This is a genomic window from Streptomyces lydicus, assembly GCF_004125265.1.
GTDB classification, from domain to species: Bacteria; Actinomycetota; Actinomycetes; order Streptomycetales; family Streptomycetaceae; genus Streptomyces; species Streptomyces lydicus_C.
In genome coordinates, this window is sequence record NZ_RDTE01000003.1 from 1,036,089 (window position 1) to 1,053,203 (window position 17,115).

Sequence of the window (17,115 nt, forward strand, 5' to 3'; positions counted from 1 at the left end):
ACACCGCCGGGGGAACTGTCACTGTGTGTTAACCTCACATGTTTCGACGACTGCAACGGTCGACGACTGCGGCGGTCTGCGATTCCGTCCGTCCGGCTCCCCCCGTTCGTCGGCTGCTCATTCCTGCCGGGCCTTCCTCGGTACGTTCCCCCTTGCGGAAGGCTCTTCATGAACCACCCGGACCGCCCCGCCACCTCGCCCGGCGACGTCACCCAGCCGGCGCCCCTCACCCCGACGGTGCCCCCGGTCCAGGGCGCCTCCTTCGCCGACCTGGACCTGCCGGCCGAGGTGCTGCGCACACTCACCGAGCGCGGCGTGCGCGAGCCCTTCCCGATCCAGGCGGCCACGCTGCCCGACGCCCTCGCCGGACGCGACGTCCTGGGGCGCGGGCGGACCGGATCGGGCAAGACGCTCGCCTTCGGTCTGCCGCTGCTCGCACGGACGGCCGGGCGGCGCGCGGAGCCGAAGCAGCCCCTCGCTCTGATCCTGGTACCTACCCGGGAGCTGGCCCAGCAGGTCACCGAGGCGCTCGCGCCGTACGCCGAAGCGCTCCGGCTGCGGATGGCCACGGTCGTCGGCGGTATGTCGATCGGCCGGCAGACCGCTGCGCTGCGCGACGGGGCAGAGGTCGTCGTCGCCACCCCCGGCCGCCTGCACGACCTCATCGAGCGGAAGGCCTGCCGCCTGGGACGGGTACGGATCACCGTGCTCGACGAAGCCGACCAGATGTGTGACATGGGCTTCCTGCCGCAGGTCACCCAGGTGCTCGACCAGGTGCACCGCGACGGCCAGCGGATGCTGTTCTCCGCCACCCTGGACCGCGACGTCGACCACTTGGTCTCCCGCTACCTCCGCGACCCCGTCGTCCACTCGGTCGACCCGTCCGCGGGGGCGGTCACGACGATGGACCACCATGTGCTGGTCGTCCACGGCCCCGACCGGTACGCCGTCATCACGGAGATCGCCGCCCGCGACGGCCGTGTCCTGCTGTTCCTGGACACCAAGCACGCGGTCGACCAGCTCACCCGGCACCTGCGGGCCAGCGGAGTGCATGCCGCGGCCCTGCACAGCGGCAAGTCCCAGCCACAGCGCACCCGCACCCTCGCGCAGTTCAAGAACGGCCGGATCACCGTCCTGGTGGCCACCGATGTCGCGGCCCGCGGCCTGCACGTCGACGACCTCGACCTCGTGGTCAACGTGGACCCGCCCACCGACCCCAAGGACTATCTGCACCGCGCGGGCCGCACGGCCCGGGCCGGTGAGTCCGGCCGCGTCGTCACGCTGGTGGTGTCCGGCCTGCGCCGCGAGGTGAGCCGGCTGCTGGCCGAGGCCGGCATCAAGCCGACGATCACCAAGGTGCGCTCGGGCGAGGCGGAGCTGAGCCGGATCACCGGGGCCAGGGCCCCCTCCGGCACCCCGCTCGACGGCGGGCCCGCCGCACCCCGGGCCAAGAACACCAACGCCCCTTTCCGCGGCCTGGGCACCAGCAAGGACGGCTCCCGCAGCACCGGCGGCAAGTCCCGCAAGGCCGGCGAAGCCCGCAAGCTCGCCGAGGCCCGCAAGGCGGCCCGGGTGCGCCGCGGCAACTGAGCGCCGCTGCCCCGCCAGGGCCTCCCACACCCCACTACCTGTCGGAAAGGGTGCGTTGCGCCCGCTCGGCGAAGTGCGCCACGGCCATGTCACGGAACCGCCCGGCGGCCGTGGAGAGATAACTGTCCTCGCGCCGGACCAGGCTCATGATCCGTACGCAGTCAGGGGTGTCGAGGTGCAGCCAGGCGAGCGGCACATGCGGGAGTTCGGCGCGGCCCATCGCGGGGATCAGGCCGACGCCGAGACCGGCCGCGACCAGGTAGTGCGTGGCACCCGGCTCATCGCCCTCGCAGGAGATCACCGGCCGCCGGCCGATTCCGCTGAACAGCCGCTCCAGCAGCGCGCGTGGCCAGTGCCCCGCCCTGGTGGTGATGAAGGGCTCGTCGGCGATCTCGGCCACCGTGACCCGCTCCCGGGCCGCCAGCGGATGACCGGCGGGCACCACGAGCATCACCTCTTCACGCAACAGCCGCACCGCGCCCAGACCGGGGCCGGACAACGGCTGGGAGGCGAAGCAGAAGTCGACTTCCCCGGCCCGCAACTGAGTGCGCATCTCCTCGGGGGTGGACTGCAGGCACCGGACGGTGACCCCGGGGTGGGCGGCGCGGAATCCAGCGAGCAGCTCAGTGAGGGGCAACAGGGTCTCGGCGGCCACGGCGACGGAGCCGGCATCCAGTCCGGCGGCATCGGCCATCTCCCGCCGTGCGTCGTCGAGTTCGTCCAGGGCCCGCTCCACTCGGGCCAGGAACGCGGCACCATAGCGGTTGAGCCGGATGGTGCGGCCCTGCCGGTCGAAGAGCGGTACGCCCAGGTCGGCCTCCAGACGGGCGATCGTCCGGCTCACCGAGGGCTGGGCGACCCGCAGTTCCTCGGCGGCGCGGCTGACGTGCTCCCGGCGCGCAACCTCCCGGAAGTAACGCAGGGACAGCAGATCCATCGGCTTCTCGGGCCTTCCGCTCGGGTGAGGGCGACCCGGAAATCGTCACACACGGCAGACACACCGCAGGTCCGTGTCCCGTTCCGCCGAGACGGGCCCGCCCCCCGTACGGGCCCGTCTCAGCCGCGCATCGACACCGTCGCCCACACCGTCTTCCCGGTGCGGTCCGGCGGTGTCCAGCCCCAGGAGTCGCTGAGCTGGTCGACGATGTGCAGCCCCCGTCCGGATTCCGACAGGGCGTCCGGCGGCTTGACGACGGGGGCGTCGGTTCCGCCATCCGAGACCGCGCACAGGACGCTGGAGTTCTGCCGGGTCAGCGCGAGCCAGGCGTTGCAGAAGGGGACGGGCGCCTCGACGGCGTCGTCGTCCCCGGGGTTCTTGACGCCGTAGCGCAGAGCGTTGCTGACGAGCTCGGAGACGACCAGGGCCACGTCATCGGCCACATCGGCACACATCTGCCAGCCCGCGAGAGTCGCCCGGGTGAACCGGCGGGCCTCCGGCACCGTGCGGGTGGAGCCACTGAGGGCGCAGGCGGCGAAGCCGTCGGGTGCGGGCATCCACCATCCGCCCTCACACGGTTCCTCCCGAAGGGCGTCGTGCACGGTCTCTGCCGGATGTGTGGTCATCAACATCTCCGCGAGGGGGATTTCGGGGCTGGGCCGGACTGCCTCGGAGGGCTAATATCCTCGTCAGCCGTCACAGGATGCAAGTGCATCTGCAATTACATCAGTAAGGACGGTCGCCCAGGGGCTTGTTCACGCCAAGGTGATCGCAGGCTCGGGATCGGTCGGAGGAGAGACCTCCAGCAAGGAGCAACTGTTATGGAGCCGGTGACCAACGGCATGCAGGCGACCAGCATCGAAGGCGCCGTCTGGCGCAAGAGCCGCCGCAGCAATCCCAGCGGGAACTGTGTGGAACTGGCCGTTCTTTCGGGCGGCGGGGTGGCGGTACGCAACTCCCGGTTCGCCGCGGGTCCGGCGCTCGTCTACACCCGCGACGAGATGGTGGCTTTCGTCCAGGGAGCCAAGGACGGTGACTTCGACGATCTCATCGCCGGCCACTGACCGTGCGCCGTCGTGATTGGCGCATATGTCGTTCGGATAGTCGCCCCGGCTGTACGCAGCGCGCGGGGCGGTGGGACACTGGGCGCTCGCCCGACCACTCAGGGGAGTCAGCATGACCGCCGCGCAGCCGAGCAGCGATCCGTCCCTGCGCCGCTACCTGGAGCATCCACGGGGCGGCCCGACCGTCCTGCGGATCGTGCTGGGCACCCAGCTTCGGCGGCTGCGCGAAGGGGCGGGCATCACCCGGGAGGCCGCCGGGGACGCCATCCGGGGCTCGCACGCGAAGATCAGCCGCCTGGAGCTGGGCCGGGTGAGCTGCAAGGAGCGGGATGTCGCCGATCTGCTGACGCTCTACAACGTCACGGACGACGCGGTCCGTTCGGACTTCCTCAAGCTGGCCCGCAGGACCAGCAGTCCGGGCTGGTGGCATCAGTACAACGATGTGCTGCCCGGCTGGTTCGAGACACATATCGGCCTCGAAGAGGCCGCCTCGGTGATCCGTACCTATGAAGTCCAGTTCGTGCCGGGCCTGTTGCAGACATCGGACTACGCCCGCGCGGTGGCGCAGCTCGGTCATCCGCGGTCCTCTCCGGAGGAGATCGAGCGACGGGTGCAGCTGCGCGTGCAGCGTCAGGAGTTGCTGACCGTCCCGGACGCACCGCGGGTATGGGCCGTGATCGACGAGGCGTCGTTGCGTCGCCCGCTCGGCGGTCCCGAGGTGATGGCGGGCCAGCTGAGACATCTGCTGAAGATGGCCGAACTGCCGAATGTCACGCTGCAGATCGCGCCGTTCAGCCTCGGCGGTCTGGCGGCGGCCGGTGGTCCGATCACGATCCTGCGGTTCCTGGAGCCGGATCTGCCGGACATCGTCTATCTGGAGCAGCTGACCAGCGCGCTCTATCTGGACAAGCGCGATGATGTCGATCATTACCTGGCGGTGATGGACCGTCTCAGCGCACAGTCCGAGTCGCCCCGCGAGTCCCTGGCGATCCTGGAGCGGCTGCTCAAGCAGGAGAGCTGAGAAGCGGAACCGGAACCGGAACCCGGCAAGGGGGGCGGGGTGCCCATCGGGCGCCCCGCCCCCACTGCTTGCCTGTGCGGCCTGCGCGGTCCGTGCCGCCCGCGGGAGCTACAACTTACGGGCCACGCCGCCGAATTCGATCCACTCCTGGGTGAGCTGCTTGGGACCGAGGTCCGCGTCCGGCTTCCAGGTGGAGACCTCCACCAGGCCCGGTTCCAGGATCTCCAGCCCCTCCAGGAACCCGGCCAGCTCATGAGCCTGCCGCACCCGGCCCCACTGGCCGTGCGTGCTGACCCGCATGAACTCGGTGACGAAGTCGCGGGTGGCGGCGTCCTCGCTGACCAGCTGACACACCACCAGGAAGCTGCCGGGCGCCAGCCGGTCGGCGACCCTTTTGATGAGCCCGGCCGGGTCGTCGGCATCGGGTATGCAGTGGAGGACCGAGACGAACAGCGCGGCGACGGGCCGGTCGAAGTCGATCAGCCGCTCGACCTCCGGGCTGCCGAAGATGCCGTCGGTGTCCCGCATATCCGCCTGGATCACGGCGGTGTGGGCGTTCTCCTCCAGGAGGGCGCGGCCGTGCGCCAGCACGATGGGGTCGTTGTCGACGTACACCACCCGGGAGTCCGGGTCGACCTGCTGGGCGACCTGGTGGACGTTGTCCTGGGTCGGCAGGCCTGAGCCGTGGTCGATGAACTGACGGATGCCGTGTTCGCGAGCCAGCCAGCGGACCACCCGCTGCAGGAAACGCCGGTTGTTGATCGCCAGCACCTGGGTACTCGGGACGACCTTGCTCAGCTCTTCGCAGGCCTCGCGGTCAACGGCGTAGTTGTCCTTGCCGCCCAGGTAGTAGTCGTACATCCGCGCCACACTCGGGATGCTGACATCGACGGCACCGGACTGCGGTCGTGATTCCTGGCTCATTCCACACTTTCCCGTCGCTTCGGCAGTCATCAGCCATGGGGCAGGGGTGATCGCTCCGTATAGGAGTGACCACACGCTGCGAGCCCCCAACATACCCACCGGAAGGCGGTTGTTGCAGACGAGCGGCAGGGTCCCTTGGGAAGAAGTGGCGGGGGTCGGCCGGTCAGTACGGACGAGCGCCCCAACAAGCGTGCGAATGCGGGGTGTTCAATCAGCCAGTTCGCGTTCTTGGCATCGGCGATCGCCCGTACCCAAGGCCCTTCACCAGACCCCCGCATCAGCCCCGGCGCTCAGGAACCGAAGGCGCCTGACGGGGGTACGGGCCGCCGCCACGCCACTCACAGGCGGCGGCCCGTTCCTCTTCCCCCGGCGACACCCAGCGCCGGGCACGCCCCCCGTGCGGCCGGCCCCGGACAGGAGCACCCCCGGGCCCGGGCCGCATCCGGTTCCGCCTCGGCAGACACCCGAGCAACAGCCGTTGCGGAGCGGGGCGTTGTGTGAGGTCGCCTACCACCATCGACCCGCTTTACACCCACGAGTAATGCCGCCGAAGCGTCCTCGCGCCCGACGGTACTGGCCGGCTCACCCGCCCGGCCGGTACAAGAGAGGGATGACCACAGAGCAGAGTGAGCTGTCGACCACCCCGGGGACATCGCCCCTCACCGAGGAGCCCACCGCCAAGGAGCCCACCACCGAGGAGATGGTGCGTGCCAACGAAGCCAACTGGGACGCCCGTACGCCGGTCCATGTGGCCAGCCAGTTCTACGGCCTGGACGGTTCCCGGACCGCCGAGGACTGGTTCGCGCCCTTCGAGTGGACGGATCTGGGTGAGCTGGCCGGGCGGGACGTCCTGCATCTGCAGTGCCATCTGGGCACCGAGACCGCCGCGTTCGCCGAGCGGGGCGCGCGCACGGTGGGTCTCGACTTCTCCGCGGCGGCGGTCACGGAGGCGCGGCGGCTGGCCGAGGAGGGCGGCCGGAGTGTGGAGTTCGTCCGGTCCGATGTGCACCGGGCCGTGGAGGCGCTGGGTGAGCGCCGGTTCGATGTGATCTACACGGGCAAGGGCGCGCTGTGCTATCTCCCGGATCTGGCCGCCTGGGCCGGGATCGTCAGCGCATTGCTCCGGCCCGGCGGGACGTTCTACCTCGTCGAGTTCCATCCCCTGCTCGACTCCCTGGGGCCGACACCCAGCCCGGACCGGCAGCAACTCCGACTGCATCACGACTACTTGGGCGGCCGCGGTCCGCTCAGGAGCGATACCCCGTCCACGTACACCGACGGTCCGCCGGTGCAGGGCGCCACGACGAGCTACGAGTGGCGGCACGGGCTCGGGGAGGTGATCTCCGCGGTGATCGGGGCGGGGCTGACCGTGCAACTGGTCCGGGAGACCGAGCTGCTGCCCTGGAAGCGGTTCGAGGCGATGGTGCCGTCGGAGAACGGCTGGTGGCGCCTCCCGCCGTCGGAGCCGATCATTCCGCTGCTGTATGCGCTGCGGGCGGTGAAGGCCTGAGCCACCGGCAGGCGCGGGCGCTCGACGGCCCGGCCGGCGGGCGCCTCAGCTCGCCGGACCGTGGATCCTGCGATGTGTCAGCGCCCACCAGACCTCCGCCAGATCGGCCGGGTCGCGGAGGCTGGTGCCGGTGATCTCCTCGAAGCGCCTCAGGCGGTTGCGCAGGGTGTTGGGGTGGACGTAGAGGGTCCGCGCGGCGGCTTCCAGGCGCAGCCCCTGCTGCAGATAGGCGGCAGCGGCCTCCTCCAACTGGGCGCCGTCCTCACCCCGTTCGGCCAGCGGCGCCAGGCGGAGTCCCACCAGTTGCTCCCCGAGGGCCGGGAGCGCCACGACCGTGGCCCGCAGCCCCAGTTCTTCACGGGTGAACGCCCCGACGAGTCCGAAACCGACGGCGGCCCGGAGCGCCTGGGTCGCCCGGGTGAACTCCGTGGCGAGTCCGGAGACGGGGGCCGGGGCGCCGAGCCCCAGGATCAGGCCGCGGCACAGCCCTTCCGGCCGCCCCGTCAGCAGCCCCGCCACCTCCCGGTCCACGGTCGTGACCAGAGGTTTCCCGCTCTCGTCCAGGGCGAGCCAGGGGCGCAGCAGGGCGGTGATCCGGCCGAAGGCGCGGTCGCCGGGGCCGGGATGGGCGGCGGCATACGGGGCGGGGGCGGACTCCGGGGTGCGGTCCGGTGCGCCGGGCGGGGGATCCTCGGGCAGTCGGGCGCGGAAGGGCAGACGGAGCGCGCTGTGGTCGTACCCGCTTTCCGTGGCGGCTTCGTCGTCGGGGTAACCGCCGGCGCGCTGCCCGTCATCGGGGGAGCCGCCGGCGCGGTGCCCCTCGCCGGTGCCGCCGCCGGCCGGCCCGGCGCCCCACCCACCGCCCGGAAGGCCGGAGGTGTCCCACCGCGCCTCGCCGAGCAGCAGGGCGCGGACCAGCGCCGCCCGCCGACGGTCCGTCATCGGGTCGTCGCCTTGGGCCCCCACCCGGCAACTGCGCACGATGCGCAGGGTGTTGGCGTCGGCCCAGGCACGCAGCGTCTCGGCGATCGGCAGCAGGTCCTCGGCGGTGCCGCGCCGGGCCGCCATCTCCTCGCCGAACCGCCGCCAGACGATATCCGTGCCGATCCGGTAGGCGGAGATGATGTCCTCGGCGGGCAGTGAGCGCGCCAGGGCCGTCACCTCGTCGAGGTGGGTCTCCGGGATGCCGTACGCCCGCCCGTCGCCCGGCCCCTGTGACGTCCCGCGCTCCCGGGACCAGCGCTGCACCAGCGACAGGCCATTGCGCAGGGACGCCTGCACCCGCGGCCTGAGCTGCTCCACCGACAGTGCCGCATAGGAGGGGAGTTGGGCCCGGAGGCCGCTTATGACCTCGTCGGTGAGGGCGCCGATCCCGGCGTGCAGCGCGGCGACGGCCTCCGGCACCGTTGTGGAAGTCTCCACCCGTCCCCTCCCGACTCGGTGTCTTTCCCCATGGCGAAAGCGATCATTCGTCGCCATGCTACGAGGAAGCCGCCCGAACCCCTACAGATGTTCGATCCTGGACGACTTTTCCCCGGTCGTCCGGCATGCGTTCGGCGTTCGGCGCCCGGCCCCGCTGTTCCTCCCCGACACCCCCCGCACCACCAAGGAATCCCATGGCTGTTTCCTGGCGCCGTATCGCGGTGCCCGCCGCCGCGGTCGGCGTACTCGTCCCCGCGGCCCTCGGCGCCCATGCACTGCTCTCGGGTCCCGACGCGCCGCGCACGTCCTCGGCCGGCATACCGGCCACCGGGACGACGGTCCCCGGTGCCGTGCCGGACGATGCGCGGGCCTCCGGCCCTGAGGGCGCTGCCGCGGTCGCCAGGCCGTCCGACGCGCCGACCCGTTCCGGCAATTCGGTCTCCGTGCAGCTCTCGTCGTACGACGCGCACCGTAAGCAGGCGGAGCTCAAGCCGTCCGCCGGAAAGACCGTACGGACCGGTGATGTGATCGCCGCCGCGCCCAACCGGCACGCCCCCTCGGGTGCGCTGTTCAAGGTCGGCAAGGTCACCGGCTCCCACGACGGCAAGGTCCGGGTGACCACCGCCCCCGCGACGCTCTCGGAGCTGCTGGGCGATCAGAAGGTGGACCAGCGCGCGGCGTTGCGGCCCGGTGAGGTCTCGGTCAAGCCGCTCTCCTCGGGTGTCACCGTGCACAAGCCCGCTTCCGGCGCCGGTGCGGACGCCGGCGGCCCGGCCACTCCGAGCGGCGGTCCGGACACACCGTCGGGCACCCCTGACGCCAATGCCTCCGCCTCCCCGAGCCCGTCGGCGTCCGGCTCCTCCGGGGTCCGCACCCAGCTCGTTCCGTCCGGCAAGCGCCCCACCCCGACCCCCTCCGGCAGCACGCTGTCGCCCGACGCGCGCAAGGCGCTCACCACCCTGCGGCTGGGCGTCGATGTGCCGCTGCCCAAGGGTGTGGAGGCGACCGGCAAGTCTCCCGCGCGGCTGGCCGGCGAGGTGACGTTCCGGCCCGAGCTGATCTTCCAGTACGAGAAGCGCGGCGGGCTGAACCTGCTGCCGCAGCGCGCGGCCATCGGCCTCGGCGGCTCGTACGGCTACGGCTGGCAGGTGCACGGCAAGGTCCGCAAGACAGCCGACACCGGGCAGATCGCAGTGCCGCTGGCGGCGGTCACCGGACGGCACGTCTTCTGGGTGGGCCCGGTCCCCGTCGTGGTCAGCACCGAGGTCACCTTCACCTACCGCTTCACCGCGGGCGGCCGCATCGTGCTCGACGCCGACCAGCGCACCTCCGGTGCGTTCGCCGTCGGTGCCAAGTACGACCGGCAGCACGGGTGGCAGCCGCTGCACGAGGCGTACCAGCAGACCAAGGGGGCGACTCCCCGGGTCGAGGGGGCGGCCTCCGCGACGGCCCGCGTCGGGACGCGCGCCCAGGTGTTCCTCTACGACACCGCGGGCGTCGGCGGGGAACTCTCCGTCCACCTCACCGGACGTGCCGCGGCGGCCGGTGGCGGCGGTGCCCCGGCGTGGGAGCTCCGCGCGGGGTACGACCTCAAGACCGAGCTGATGCTGCAGCTGAAGATCTTCGGTATCCAGATCGCGGATCTGCGCACCACTCCGTTCGCGCTGCACGACGAGCGCAAGATCTTCGGACGCGGGAAGCTGCCCGCCGCCTGAGACCTCGCTCCACCCGCACAGGACGGCGCCGCCGGGGACATCCGCTCCCGGCGGCGCCGTCCGTGCGTCCGCCTACCGGGGCGGCGGTCGCCTGCAACCGGGCCCCGGCGCCGCTCTTACGTCAGCCGCCGGTACGCCGAGCGCAGCAGTTGGTCCTTCGCCGGCCCGCCGACCCGCCACTCCAGCTGCCAGGTGTCCGCCCCCGTGACGGTGAACTCTCCTTCGTAGCGGTCCGCGGCGCAGGGGTGGACGGCACGCCAGCGGCCGGTCCTGAGATCGAGGTCGTGGAAGGGCCGGCCGTCGGCGAAGCGGATCTCGGCGGTGCCGTCCGGGCGGGGCCGCAGTCGCAGGGTGCGGCTCGCCGGATGCACCGCGGCGCCCCACCGCAGTCGGCCCTCCTCGATGTGCAGCAGCCCCTCCCCCGCCGGATCGGGGCGGAAGTCGGCGGTGCCGCGGAAGCTGCCCTCGGCACCGGTCCGCAGGTCGCACACGCTGCGCTCGATGCTCCAGCGGCCGAAGAAGTACGCCGCGGCATCGGGGACGGGGTGCGGGGGAGGTTCGCCGGCCGGCCCCGACTCCGGCTCCAGGGCCCGCCCCGGCTCCGGTTCCCGCCCCGGCTCCTGCCCCTGCCCCCGGTCCCGCTCGCTGCCCATCCCTCCATTCTCCCGTGCGCCCGCGGGCGTCACTCCGTCGGCCCCGCCCGGCGGCGCTCCCTTCTCCCCCGGCGTCTCGTACCGTGCGGAGCCGCACCGCCCGTCTTACTCTCGGTTCAGTGATCGTTACCGAGGTCCGCACGGCGGGCCGCCCGTCAGCCCGACGCCGTCGGCCGGGCACCGCGGCCGATGCTGCCGCCTCGTACGAGCCGGAGACCGGAGGCGCCACCATGCCGGAGCTGTTCATCGGCGGTCAGTGGACCGCAGCGGCCGACGGGCAGGTGCGGGAGATCCGCTGCCCGGCGGACGGCACGCTGGTCGCGACCGTCGACGAGGGCGGGCCGAAGGACGTGGCGGCGGCGATCGGCGCCGCCCGGACGGCCTTCGACGACGGGCCCTGGCCGCGGACACCGGCGGCCGAGCGGGGCGGGCTGGTGCTGCGCGTCGCCGAGCTGCTGGAGCGCGACAAGGATGCGCTGGCCAGGGCCGAGTCGCTGGACACCGGCAAGCGGCTGGTCGAGAGCGCCTACGACATGGACGACATCGCCAACTGCTTCCGCTACTTCGGCAACCTCGGCGCGGCCGGCGGAACCGACCGGGTGGTGGACGCCGGCGCCCCGGAGGTCGCCAGTACGGTGCGGCACGAGCCGGTCGGCGTCTGTGCGCTGATCACCCCGTGGAACTACCCGCTGCTGCAGACCGCCTGGAAGGTCGCCCCCGCCCTGGTCACGGGCAACACCTTCATCCTGAAGCCCAGTGAGCTCACCCCGCACACCGCCATCCACCTCATGCGGCTGCTGGCCGAGGCCGGGCTGCCGGACGGTGCGGCCAATCTGGTGCTGGGCACCGGCCAGGTGGTGGGTGCGCCACTGACCGAGGACCCCCGGGTGGACATGGTGTCGTTCACCGGCGGTCTGCTCACCGGCCGGCGCATCATGGCCGCCGCGGCGCCCACGGTGAAGAAGATCGCGTTGGAGCTGGGCGGCAAGAACCCCAACATCGTCTTCGCGGACGCCGATTTCGACACCGCCGTCGACTACGCCCTGATGGCGGCCTTCCTGCACTCCGGGCAGGTCTGCTCGGCGGGCGCCCGGCTGCTCGTCCAGGAAGAGCTGCACGATGCGTTCGTCGACGAACTGGTCTCCCGCACCCAGCGGATCCGGCTCGGCGGGCCGTTCGACGAGCATGCCAGGACCGGCCCGCTGATCTCGGCCGCGCACCTCGCGAAGATCGAGGCATATGTGGCGGCGGGGCTCGACGAGGGTGCCGTCCTGCTCTGCGGCGGCTCCCGGCCCGACGATCCGTCGCTGGCCAACGGGTTCTACTACCTGCCGACCGTGCTGGACGAGTGCACCCCGGACATGACCGTCGTGCGCGACGAGAGCTTCGGCCCGGTGCTGACCGTCGAGCGGTTCCGTACCGAGGACGAGGCGGTCTCACTGGCCAACGACACGGTGTACGGGCTGGCCGGCGCGGTCTGGACGCAGGACAGCGGGCGTGCGCACCGGGTCGCCGACCGGCTGCGCGCGGGCACGGTATGGATCAACGACTTCCACCCCTATGTGCCGCAGGCGGAGTGGGGCGGGATGAAGCAGTCGGGCATCGGGCGCGAGCTGGGGCCCGCGGGACTGGCCGAGTACCAGGAGGCCAAGCACGTCTGGCGCAATACCGCGCCACGTCCGCAGAGGTGGTTCGAGTGACCGATCCCGCAGCGTCCCGGCCCGACTCCGGGGCCGACCACGCGCACGACGACGAGGCGATCGCCGAACTCGGCTACAAGCCGGAACTCAAGCGCACCCTGGGCAACTTCCACACCTTCGCCGCCGGCATCAGCTATATCTCCATCCTCACCGGCACCTTCCAGCTGTTCTACTTCGGTATCGCCCACGGCGGCCCGGCGTACTGGTGGTCCTGGCCGATGGTCTTCCTCGGGCAGCTGATGGTGGCGCTGTGCTTCTGCGAGCTGGCCGCCCGCTACCCGGTGGCCGGGTCGGTCTACAACTGGTCCAAGAAGCTCGGCGGCCCGCACATCGGCTGGCTCGGCGGCTGGATGATGCTGACCGCCACCATGGTGTCGCTGTCCGCGGTGGCGCTGGCGTACCAGGTGACGCTGCCGCAGATCTCGTCGTGGTTCCAGTTCATCGGCGACGGCACCGGCCAGTCCGCGGCCGAGAACGCCGTGGTGCTCGGCACGATCCTGATCACCTTCACCACCCTGGTGAACGCCTTCGGGGTCAAGCTGATGGCCCGGATCAACTCCGCGGGCGTGGCGATCGAGCTGATCGCCGCCATCGTTCTGATCCTTCTCCTCGCCGCGCACGTCACCCGCGGCCCCGGCGTGGTGCTCAACACCTTCGGTCTGGGCAGCGGCACGAACCTCGGCTACTTCGGCGCGTTCCTCACCGCGGCACTGGCCTCGGCGTACGTCATGTACGGCTTCGACACCGCCTCCTCGCTCGGTGAGGAGTCCAAGGACCCCGGCCGCAACGCGCCCCGCGCCATCCTGCGGGCGCTGGTCGCATCCTTCCTCATCGGCGGTCTGATCCTCCTCTTCGCCCTGCTCTCGGTGCCCGATCTGCACTCCGCGAAGTTGTCCGTGGACGGCCTGCAGTACGTGGTGCTCTCCACGCTCGGCTCGACCGTCGGGCAGATCGTGCTCTGGTGTGTGGTCATCGCGATCACCGTGTGCGAGCTGGCGGTGCACACCGCGGGCATCCGGCTGGCGTTCGCGATGGCCCGGGACAACAACCTCCCGGCCGCCTCGCTGCTCGCCAAGGTCAGCCCGCGCTTCCAGACGCCGGTGCTGCCGGCCGTGATCATCGGCCTGGTGGCGATCGGCATCCTCCTCATCAATGTCAACCAGCCGCAGATCTTCTCGGTGATCACCAGCATCGCGATCATCATGATCTATCTGGCCTACCTGGCGGTCACCCTGCCGATGCTGTTCCAGCGGCTGCGCGGCAAGTGGACTCCGGTGCAGGGGAGGTTCAGCCTGGGCAAGTTCGGTATCCCGGTGAACATCCTCGCCGTGCTCTGGGGCTTCGGGATGTCCCTCAACCTCGCCTGGCCGCGCGCCGCGGTGTACAACGCGACCGGCCCGCAGCACTGGTACCTGCGCTGGGGCGCCTTCCTGTTCATCGGCGTCGTGGCGATCGGCGGATTCACCTACTACTGGTTCGTCCAGCGCAAGCGCACCGGAGTCCTGGCCATGCACGCCGCCGTCGCCCCCGACAGCGGCGGCCCGGACAGCAGCAACGCCCCCACCCCCTGATCAGGAGACGGCGCGATGTCCCAAGAGGCCCCTGTGGACGAGTTCGACTACGTCGTGGTCGGCGGCGGCACGGCCGGCGCCGTCGTGGCGGCCCGGCTCAGCGAGGACCCGACGGCCACCGTCTGTCTGCTGGAGGCCGGCCCCTCCGACGTCGGTGACGAGAACGTGCTGCGCCTGGACCGCTGGATGGGACTGCTGGAGTCCGGCTACGACTGGGACTACCCGGTCGAACCGCAGGAGAACGGCAACAGCTTCATGCGGCACGCCCGCGCCAAGGTGCTCGGCGGCTGCTCCTCGCACAACTCCTGTATCGCCTTCTGGGCCCCGGCCGAGGACCTTGACGAATGGGCCGCGATGGGTTGTACGGGCTGGAGCGCGGCGGACTGCTTCCCGCTCTACCAGCGGCTGGAGAGCAACGACGCCCCCGGCGACCACCACGGCCGCAGCGGCCCGGTCACCCTGCGCACGGTCCCGCCGCACGACCCGTGCGGGGTGGCGCTCCTGGAGGCCTGTGTGGCGGCCGGCATCCCGACCACGCCCTTCAACACCGGTCAGACCGTCGTCCGGGGCGCGAACTGGTTCCAGATCAACTGCCGCCCGGACGGCACCCGTTCCTCCGCTTCGGTGTCCTACCTCCACCCCCTGATGGGCACCCGCCGGAACCTGGAGGTGCGCACCGGGCTCCAGGCCAAGCGCCTGAATTTCGACTCCGCCCGGCACTGCACCGGCGTGGACTACCTCGCCCCCGACCTGATCCACACCCGCACCGTCAACGCCCGCCGTGAGACCGTCCTGTGCTGCGGCGCCATCGATTCCCCGAAACTCCTCATGCTCTCCGGTATCGGCCCGGCCACCCATCTGCGGGCCACGGGTGTCGAGCCGATCGTCGACTCCCCCGGCGTCGGCTCCTGTCTGCAGGACCACCCGGAGGGCGTGATCATGTGGGACGCCAAGCAGCCCATGGTCAACTCGTCCACCCAGTGGTGGGAGATCGGCATCTTCACGAACACCGAGCCCGGCCTCGACCGCCCGGACCTGATGTTCCACTACGGCCAGGTGCCCTTCGACATGAACACCTACCGCCACGGCTACCCCACCTCGGAGAACGCCTTCTGCCTCACCCCGAACGTCACCCGCGCCCGCTCGCTGGGCACGGTCCGGCTGCGCACCCGCGACTTCCGCGACAAGCCCAAGGTCGACCCGCGGTACTTCACCCACGACCACGACATCCGCGTGATGACCCACGGCCTGCGCCTCGCCCGCGAGATCGTCGCCCAGACGCCCATGGTCCAGTGGGCCGGTACCGAACTCGCCCCCGGCCCGTCGACCCACTCCGACGCCGACCTCTTCGACTACATCCGCGCCACGCACAACACGGTCTACCACCCCGCGTGCACCGTGCAGATGGGTGCCCCCGATGATCAGGCGACGCCCCTCGACCCTCACTTGCGCGTCAAGGGCGTGACCGGCCTGAGGGTGGCCGACGCCTCGGTGATGCCGTTCCTGCCGGCCGTGAACCCCTGTATCACCACGATGATGATCGGGGAGAAGTGTGCGGATCTGATGCGCAGCGACTGAGCAACGCGCCGCGGCTGCACGCACACCAACGACCTACGAGGTGGGCTCCCTTCGCCGGCATGGTCCGGATCAGGTGCTAGGGGTCGCCGTCCGGTCTTACGACCTTCCGGCCTCTCAGCCCGACCTTCCTTCACGTCCTCGGCGGCAACCAGAGCTGCCTTCCCCGAGGCCAGTCCGTCGGACTCCCTCGCTCGCCCCGCAGGCCTAAGGACAGGATACTCCCGCACAAAGGGGATGGAACAGATTATTCAGACTTTTTCTCGGCAGGGTCGGATCACCGCCGCATCGCCGCCGGACCGGATCACCGCCGCATCGCCGCGGAATCAGCGCACCGAAGCCGCGTACCTCCGGGCGAGGAGGACCCCGAACCCCCTGGTCCACTGCGGCGCCCGATTTCCCGGCTGTGTCACGATCGTCGCGTCACGCAGGCCGGAGAGGGGACGCGCATGGCTGGTCGGGCCGCCGAACACGGCAACCACGGGAAGGGCGACACGGACCCGGAGCCGACGGCGGAGCAGGATGCCGGCTCGGGGGCGGACTCCGCCTCGGGGGCGACCGTGGCCGAGCGGGTGCGGCGGGTCGAGGGCGGCCTGTCCCCCGCCGAGCGGAAGATCGCCCGGGCGCTGACGGCCAATTACCCGGCGGCGGGGCTGGAGTCCACCTCGGGGCTCGCCTCCCAGGCCGGCGTCAGCGCACCCACCGTGGTGCGGTTCGTCGCCCGGCTCGGCTTCGACGGCTACCGGCACTTCCAGCAGTCGCTGCGCGAGGAGGTGCAGGCGCGTCACGCCTCGCCGCTGACCCTGGCGCCGGTGATCGGCGCGGACTCCCCCACCTCCGAACTGGTCGAGGCGGCGCAGCAGGTGAGCAGTGCGACGCTGAACCAGACGTTCACCGCACTCCCCGAGCAGGAGTTCGAGCAGGCGGTCGGTCTGATCTGTGACCCCGTGAAGCGGATCGCCTGCTTCGGCGGGCGCTTTTCGCAGCTCCTGGCCGAGTACCTGGACCTGCATCTGCGGCTGCTGCGCCCGGGGACCCTCCTGCACACCGCGGCGCCGGGACGCGATGCGGGATTCCGCCTCGACCTGAGCCGACGGGATGTCTGCGTGGTCTTCGACTTCCGCCGCTACCAGGACGACACCGTGCGACTCGCCCGGCACGCGCACGAACGCGGGGCCAAGGTCGTGCTGTTCACCGACCCGTGGCTCTCGCCGGTGGCCGAGTTCGCCGATGTGGTGCTCCCCGCGCGGGTCGAGGCACCGAGCCCGTTCGACAGCATCGCCGCCCCCCTGGCACTCGTCGACGCCCTGGTTGCCGCGGTGCATGCGCGCCTGGGACCGGCGGCCGACGAGCGGATGCGGGCCGCGGAGGAGGAGTGGAGCGGAGAGGCCGGAGCCTGCTGAAAAATTCATTTCAACACACCTCTTGACGCT

The 17,115-nt window shown here is 71.2% G+C and carries 14 protein-coding genes; 9 read left to right on the top strand and 5 right to left on the bottom strand.

Annotation, left to right across the window (positions count from 1 at the left end):
• Positions 1 to 168: 168 nt before the first annotated feature.
• Entirely contained in the window at positions 169 to 1,590 is a 1,422-nt protein-coding gene (locus tag D9V36_RS07330; protein ID WP_129293054.1) for a DEAD/DEAH box helicase, read from the top strand.
• Positions 1,591 to 1,624: 34 nt separating this feature from the next.
• Here D9V36_RS07330 and D9V36_RS07335 read toward each other — a convergent pair whose 3' ends face one another.
• Both D9V36_RS07335 and D9V36_RS07340 read right to left on the bottom strand, forming a co-directional pair.
• A complete protein-coding gene (locus D9V36_RS07335) occupies positions 1,625 to 2,527 on the bottom strand; it encodes a LysR family transcriptional regulator (protein ID WP_129293055.1) in 903 nt (300 codons plus the stop codon).
• A gap of 119 nt (positions 2,528 to 2,646) precedes the next feature.
• Positions 2,647 to 3,084 (bottom strand): ATP-binding protein, encoded by a 438-nt coding sequence (locus D9V36_RS07340; protein ID WP_241720742.1) that lies wholly within the window; start codon positions 3,082 to 3,084, stop codon positions 2,647 to 2,649.
• A 264-nt stretch (positions 3,085 to 3,348) separates the two neighbouring features.
• On the opposite strand from D9V36_RS07340, the gene D9V36_RS07345 reads away from it, so the two are divergent.
• A complete protein-coding gene (locus tag D9V36_RS07345) occupies positions 3,349 to 3,591 on the top strand; it encodes a DUF397 domain-containing protein (protein WP_129293057.1) in 243 nt (80 codons plus the stop codon).
• A 112-nt stretch (positions 3,592 to 3,703) separates the two neighbouring features.
• Positions 3,704 to 4,612 carry a helix-turn-helix domain-containing protein gene (locus tag D9V36_RS07350; protein ID WP_129293058.1) on the top strand — a complete coding sequence of 303 codons (909 nt, stop codon included), beginning with the start codon at positions 3,704 to 3,706 and terminating at the stop codon, positions 4,610 to 4,612.
• A 108-nt stretch (positions 4,613 to 4,720) separates the two neighbouring features.
• On the opposite strand, the gene D9V36_RS07355 is transcribed toward D9V36_RS07350, so the two are convergent.
• Positions 4,721 to 5,536: an SAM-dependent methyltransferase gene (locus D9V36_RS07355; protein ID WP_129293059.1), complete on the bottom strand. Its 816-nt coding sequence runs from the start codon at positions 5,534 to 5,536 to the stop codon at positions 4,721 to 4,723.
• A gap of 610 nt (positions 5,537 to 6,146) precedes the next feature.
• On the opposite strand from D9V36_RS07355, the gene D9V36_RS07360 reads away from it, so the two are divergent.
• The gene (locus D9V36_RS07360) at positions 6,147 to 7,046 is read left to right on the top strand and encodes a class I SAM-dependent methyltransferase (RefSeq protein WP_431357650.1); all 900 of its coding nucleotides are present in this window, start codon (positions 6,147 to 6,149) and stop codon (positions 7,044 to 7,046) included.
• A 45-nt stretch (positions 7,047 to 7,091) separates the two neighbouring features.
• Here the strand turns inward: D9V36_RS07360 and D9V36_RS07365 are convergent, their stop codons facing one another.
• Positions 7,092 to 8,468, bottom strand: coding sequence for a PucR family transcriptional regulator (locus D9V36_RS07365; RefSeq protein WP_241720743.1), 1,377 nt, complete (start codon positions 8,466 to 8,468; stop codon positions 7,092 to 7,094).
• A gap of 194 nt (positions 8,469 to 8,662) precedes the next feature.
• Between D9V36_RS07365 and D9V36_RS07370 the strand changes: the two genes are divergently transcribed.
• Entirely contained in the window at positions 8,663 to 10,183 is a 1,521-nt protein-coding gene (locus D9V36_RS07370) for a hypothetical protein (protein ID WP_129293060.1), read from the top strand.
• Between the two features lie 116 nt (positions 10,184 to 10,299).
• Here the strand turns inward: D9V36_RS07370 and D9V36_RS07375 are convergent, their stop codons facing one another.
• Positions 10,300 to 10,836: a DUF6314 family protein gene (locus D9V36_RS07375; RefSeq protein ID WP_129293061.1), complete on the bottom strand. Its 537-nt coding sequence runs from the start codon at positions 10,834 to 10,836 to the stop codon at positions 10,300 to 10,302.
• A 230-nt stretch (positions 10,837 to 11,066) separates the two neighbouring features.
• Here D9V36_RS07375 and D9V36_RS07380 point away from each other — a divergent pair, with 230 nt between their 5' ends.
• The 4 genes from D9V36_RS07380 (at position 11,067) to D9V36_RS07395 (ending at position 17,085) form a co-directional block, all read left to right on the top strand.
• Positions 11,067 to 12,536, top strand: a complete 1,470-nt coding sequence (locus D9V36_RS07380) for an aldehyde dehydrogenase family protein (RefSeq protein WP_129298257.1) — start codon at positions 11,067 to 11,069, stop codon at positions 12,534 to 12,536.
• Complete coding sequence (locus D9V36_RS07385; protein WP_129293062.1) at positions 12,533 to 14,107, top strand: APC family permease; 1,575 nt, start codon at positions 12,533 to 12,535, stop codon at positions 14,105 to 14,107. Before D9V36_RS07380 ends, D9V36_RS07385 begins: the two co-directional genes overlap by 4 nt.
• A gap of 15 nt (positions 14,108 to 14,122) precedes the next feature.
• The gene (locus tag D9V36_RS07390; RefSeq protein ID WP_129293063.1) at positions 14,123 to 15,685 is read left to right on the top strand and encodes a GMC family oxidoreductase; all 1,563 of its coding nucleotides are present in this window, start codon (positions 14,123 to 14,125) and stop codon (positions 15,683 to 15,685) included.
• Between the two features lie 446 nt (positions 15,686 to 16,131).
• Positions 16,132 to 17,085 (top strand): MurR/RpiR family transcriptional regulator, encoded by a 954-nt coding sequence (locus D9V36_RS07395; protein WP_129293064.1) that lies wholly within the window; start codon positions 16,132 to 16,134, stop codon positions 17,083 to 17,085.
• Positions 17,086 to 17,115: the final 30 nt, after the last annotated feature.

Coding starts and splice junctions, on each gene's coding strand:
- D9V36_RS07330 (WP_129293054.1), top strand. CDS start 169: ATGAACCACCCGGACCGCCCCGCCACCTCGCCCGGCGACGTCACCCAG.
- D9V36_RS07335 (WP_129293055.1), bottom strand. CDS start 2,527: ATGGATCTGCTGTCCCTGCGTTACTTCCGGGAGGTTGCGCGCCGGGAG.
- D9V36_RS07340 (WP_241720742.1), bottom strand. CDS start 3,084: ATGCCCGCACCCGACGGCTTCGCCGCCTGCGCCCTCAGTGGCTCCACC.
- D9V36_RS07345 (WP_129293057.1), top strand. CDS start 3,349: ATGGAGCCGGTGACCAACGGCATGCAGGCGACCAGCATCGAAGGCGCC.
- D9V36_RS07350 (WP_129293058.1), top strand. CDS start 3,704: ATGACCGCCGCGCAGCCGAGCAGCGATCCGTCCCTGCGCCGCTACCTG.
- D9V36_RS07355 (WP_129293059.1), bottom strand. CDS start 5,536: ATGAGCCAGGAATCACGACCGCAGTCCGGTGCCGTCGATGTCAGCATC.
- D9V36_RS07360 (WP_431357650.1), top strand. CDS start 6,147: ATGACCACAGAGCAGAGTGAGCTGTCGACCACCCCGGGGACATCGCCC.
- D9V36_RS07370 (WP_129293060.1), top strand. CDS start 8,663: ATGGCTGTTTCCTGGCGCCGTATCGCGGTGCCCGCCGCCGCGGTCGGC.
- D9V36_RS07375 (WP_129293061.1), bottom strand. CDS start 10,836: ATGGGCAGCGAGCGGGACCGGGGGCAGGGGCAGGAGCCGGGGCGGGAA.
- D9V36_RS07380 (WP_129298257.1), top strand. CDS start 11,067: ATGCCGGAGCTGTTCATCGGCGGTCAGTGGACCGCAGCGGCCGACGGG.
- D9V36_RS07390 (WP_129293063.1), top strand. CDS start 14,123: ATGTCCCAAGAGGCCCCTGTGGACGAGTTCGACTACGTCGTGGTCGGC.
- D9V36_RS07395 (WP_129293064.1), top strand. CDS start 16,132: ATGGCTGGTCGGGCCGCCGAACACGGCAACCACGGGAAGGGCGACACG.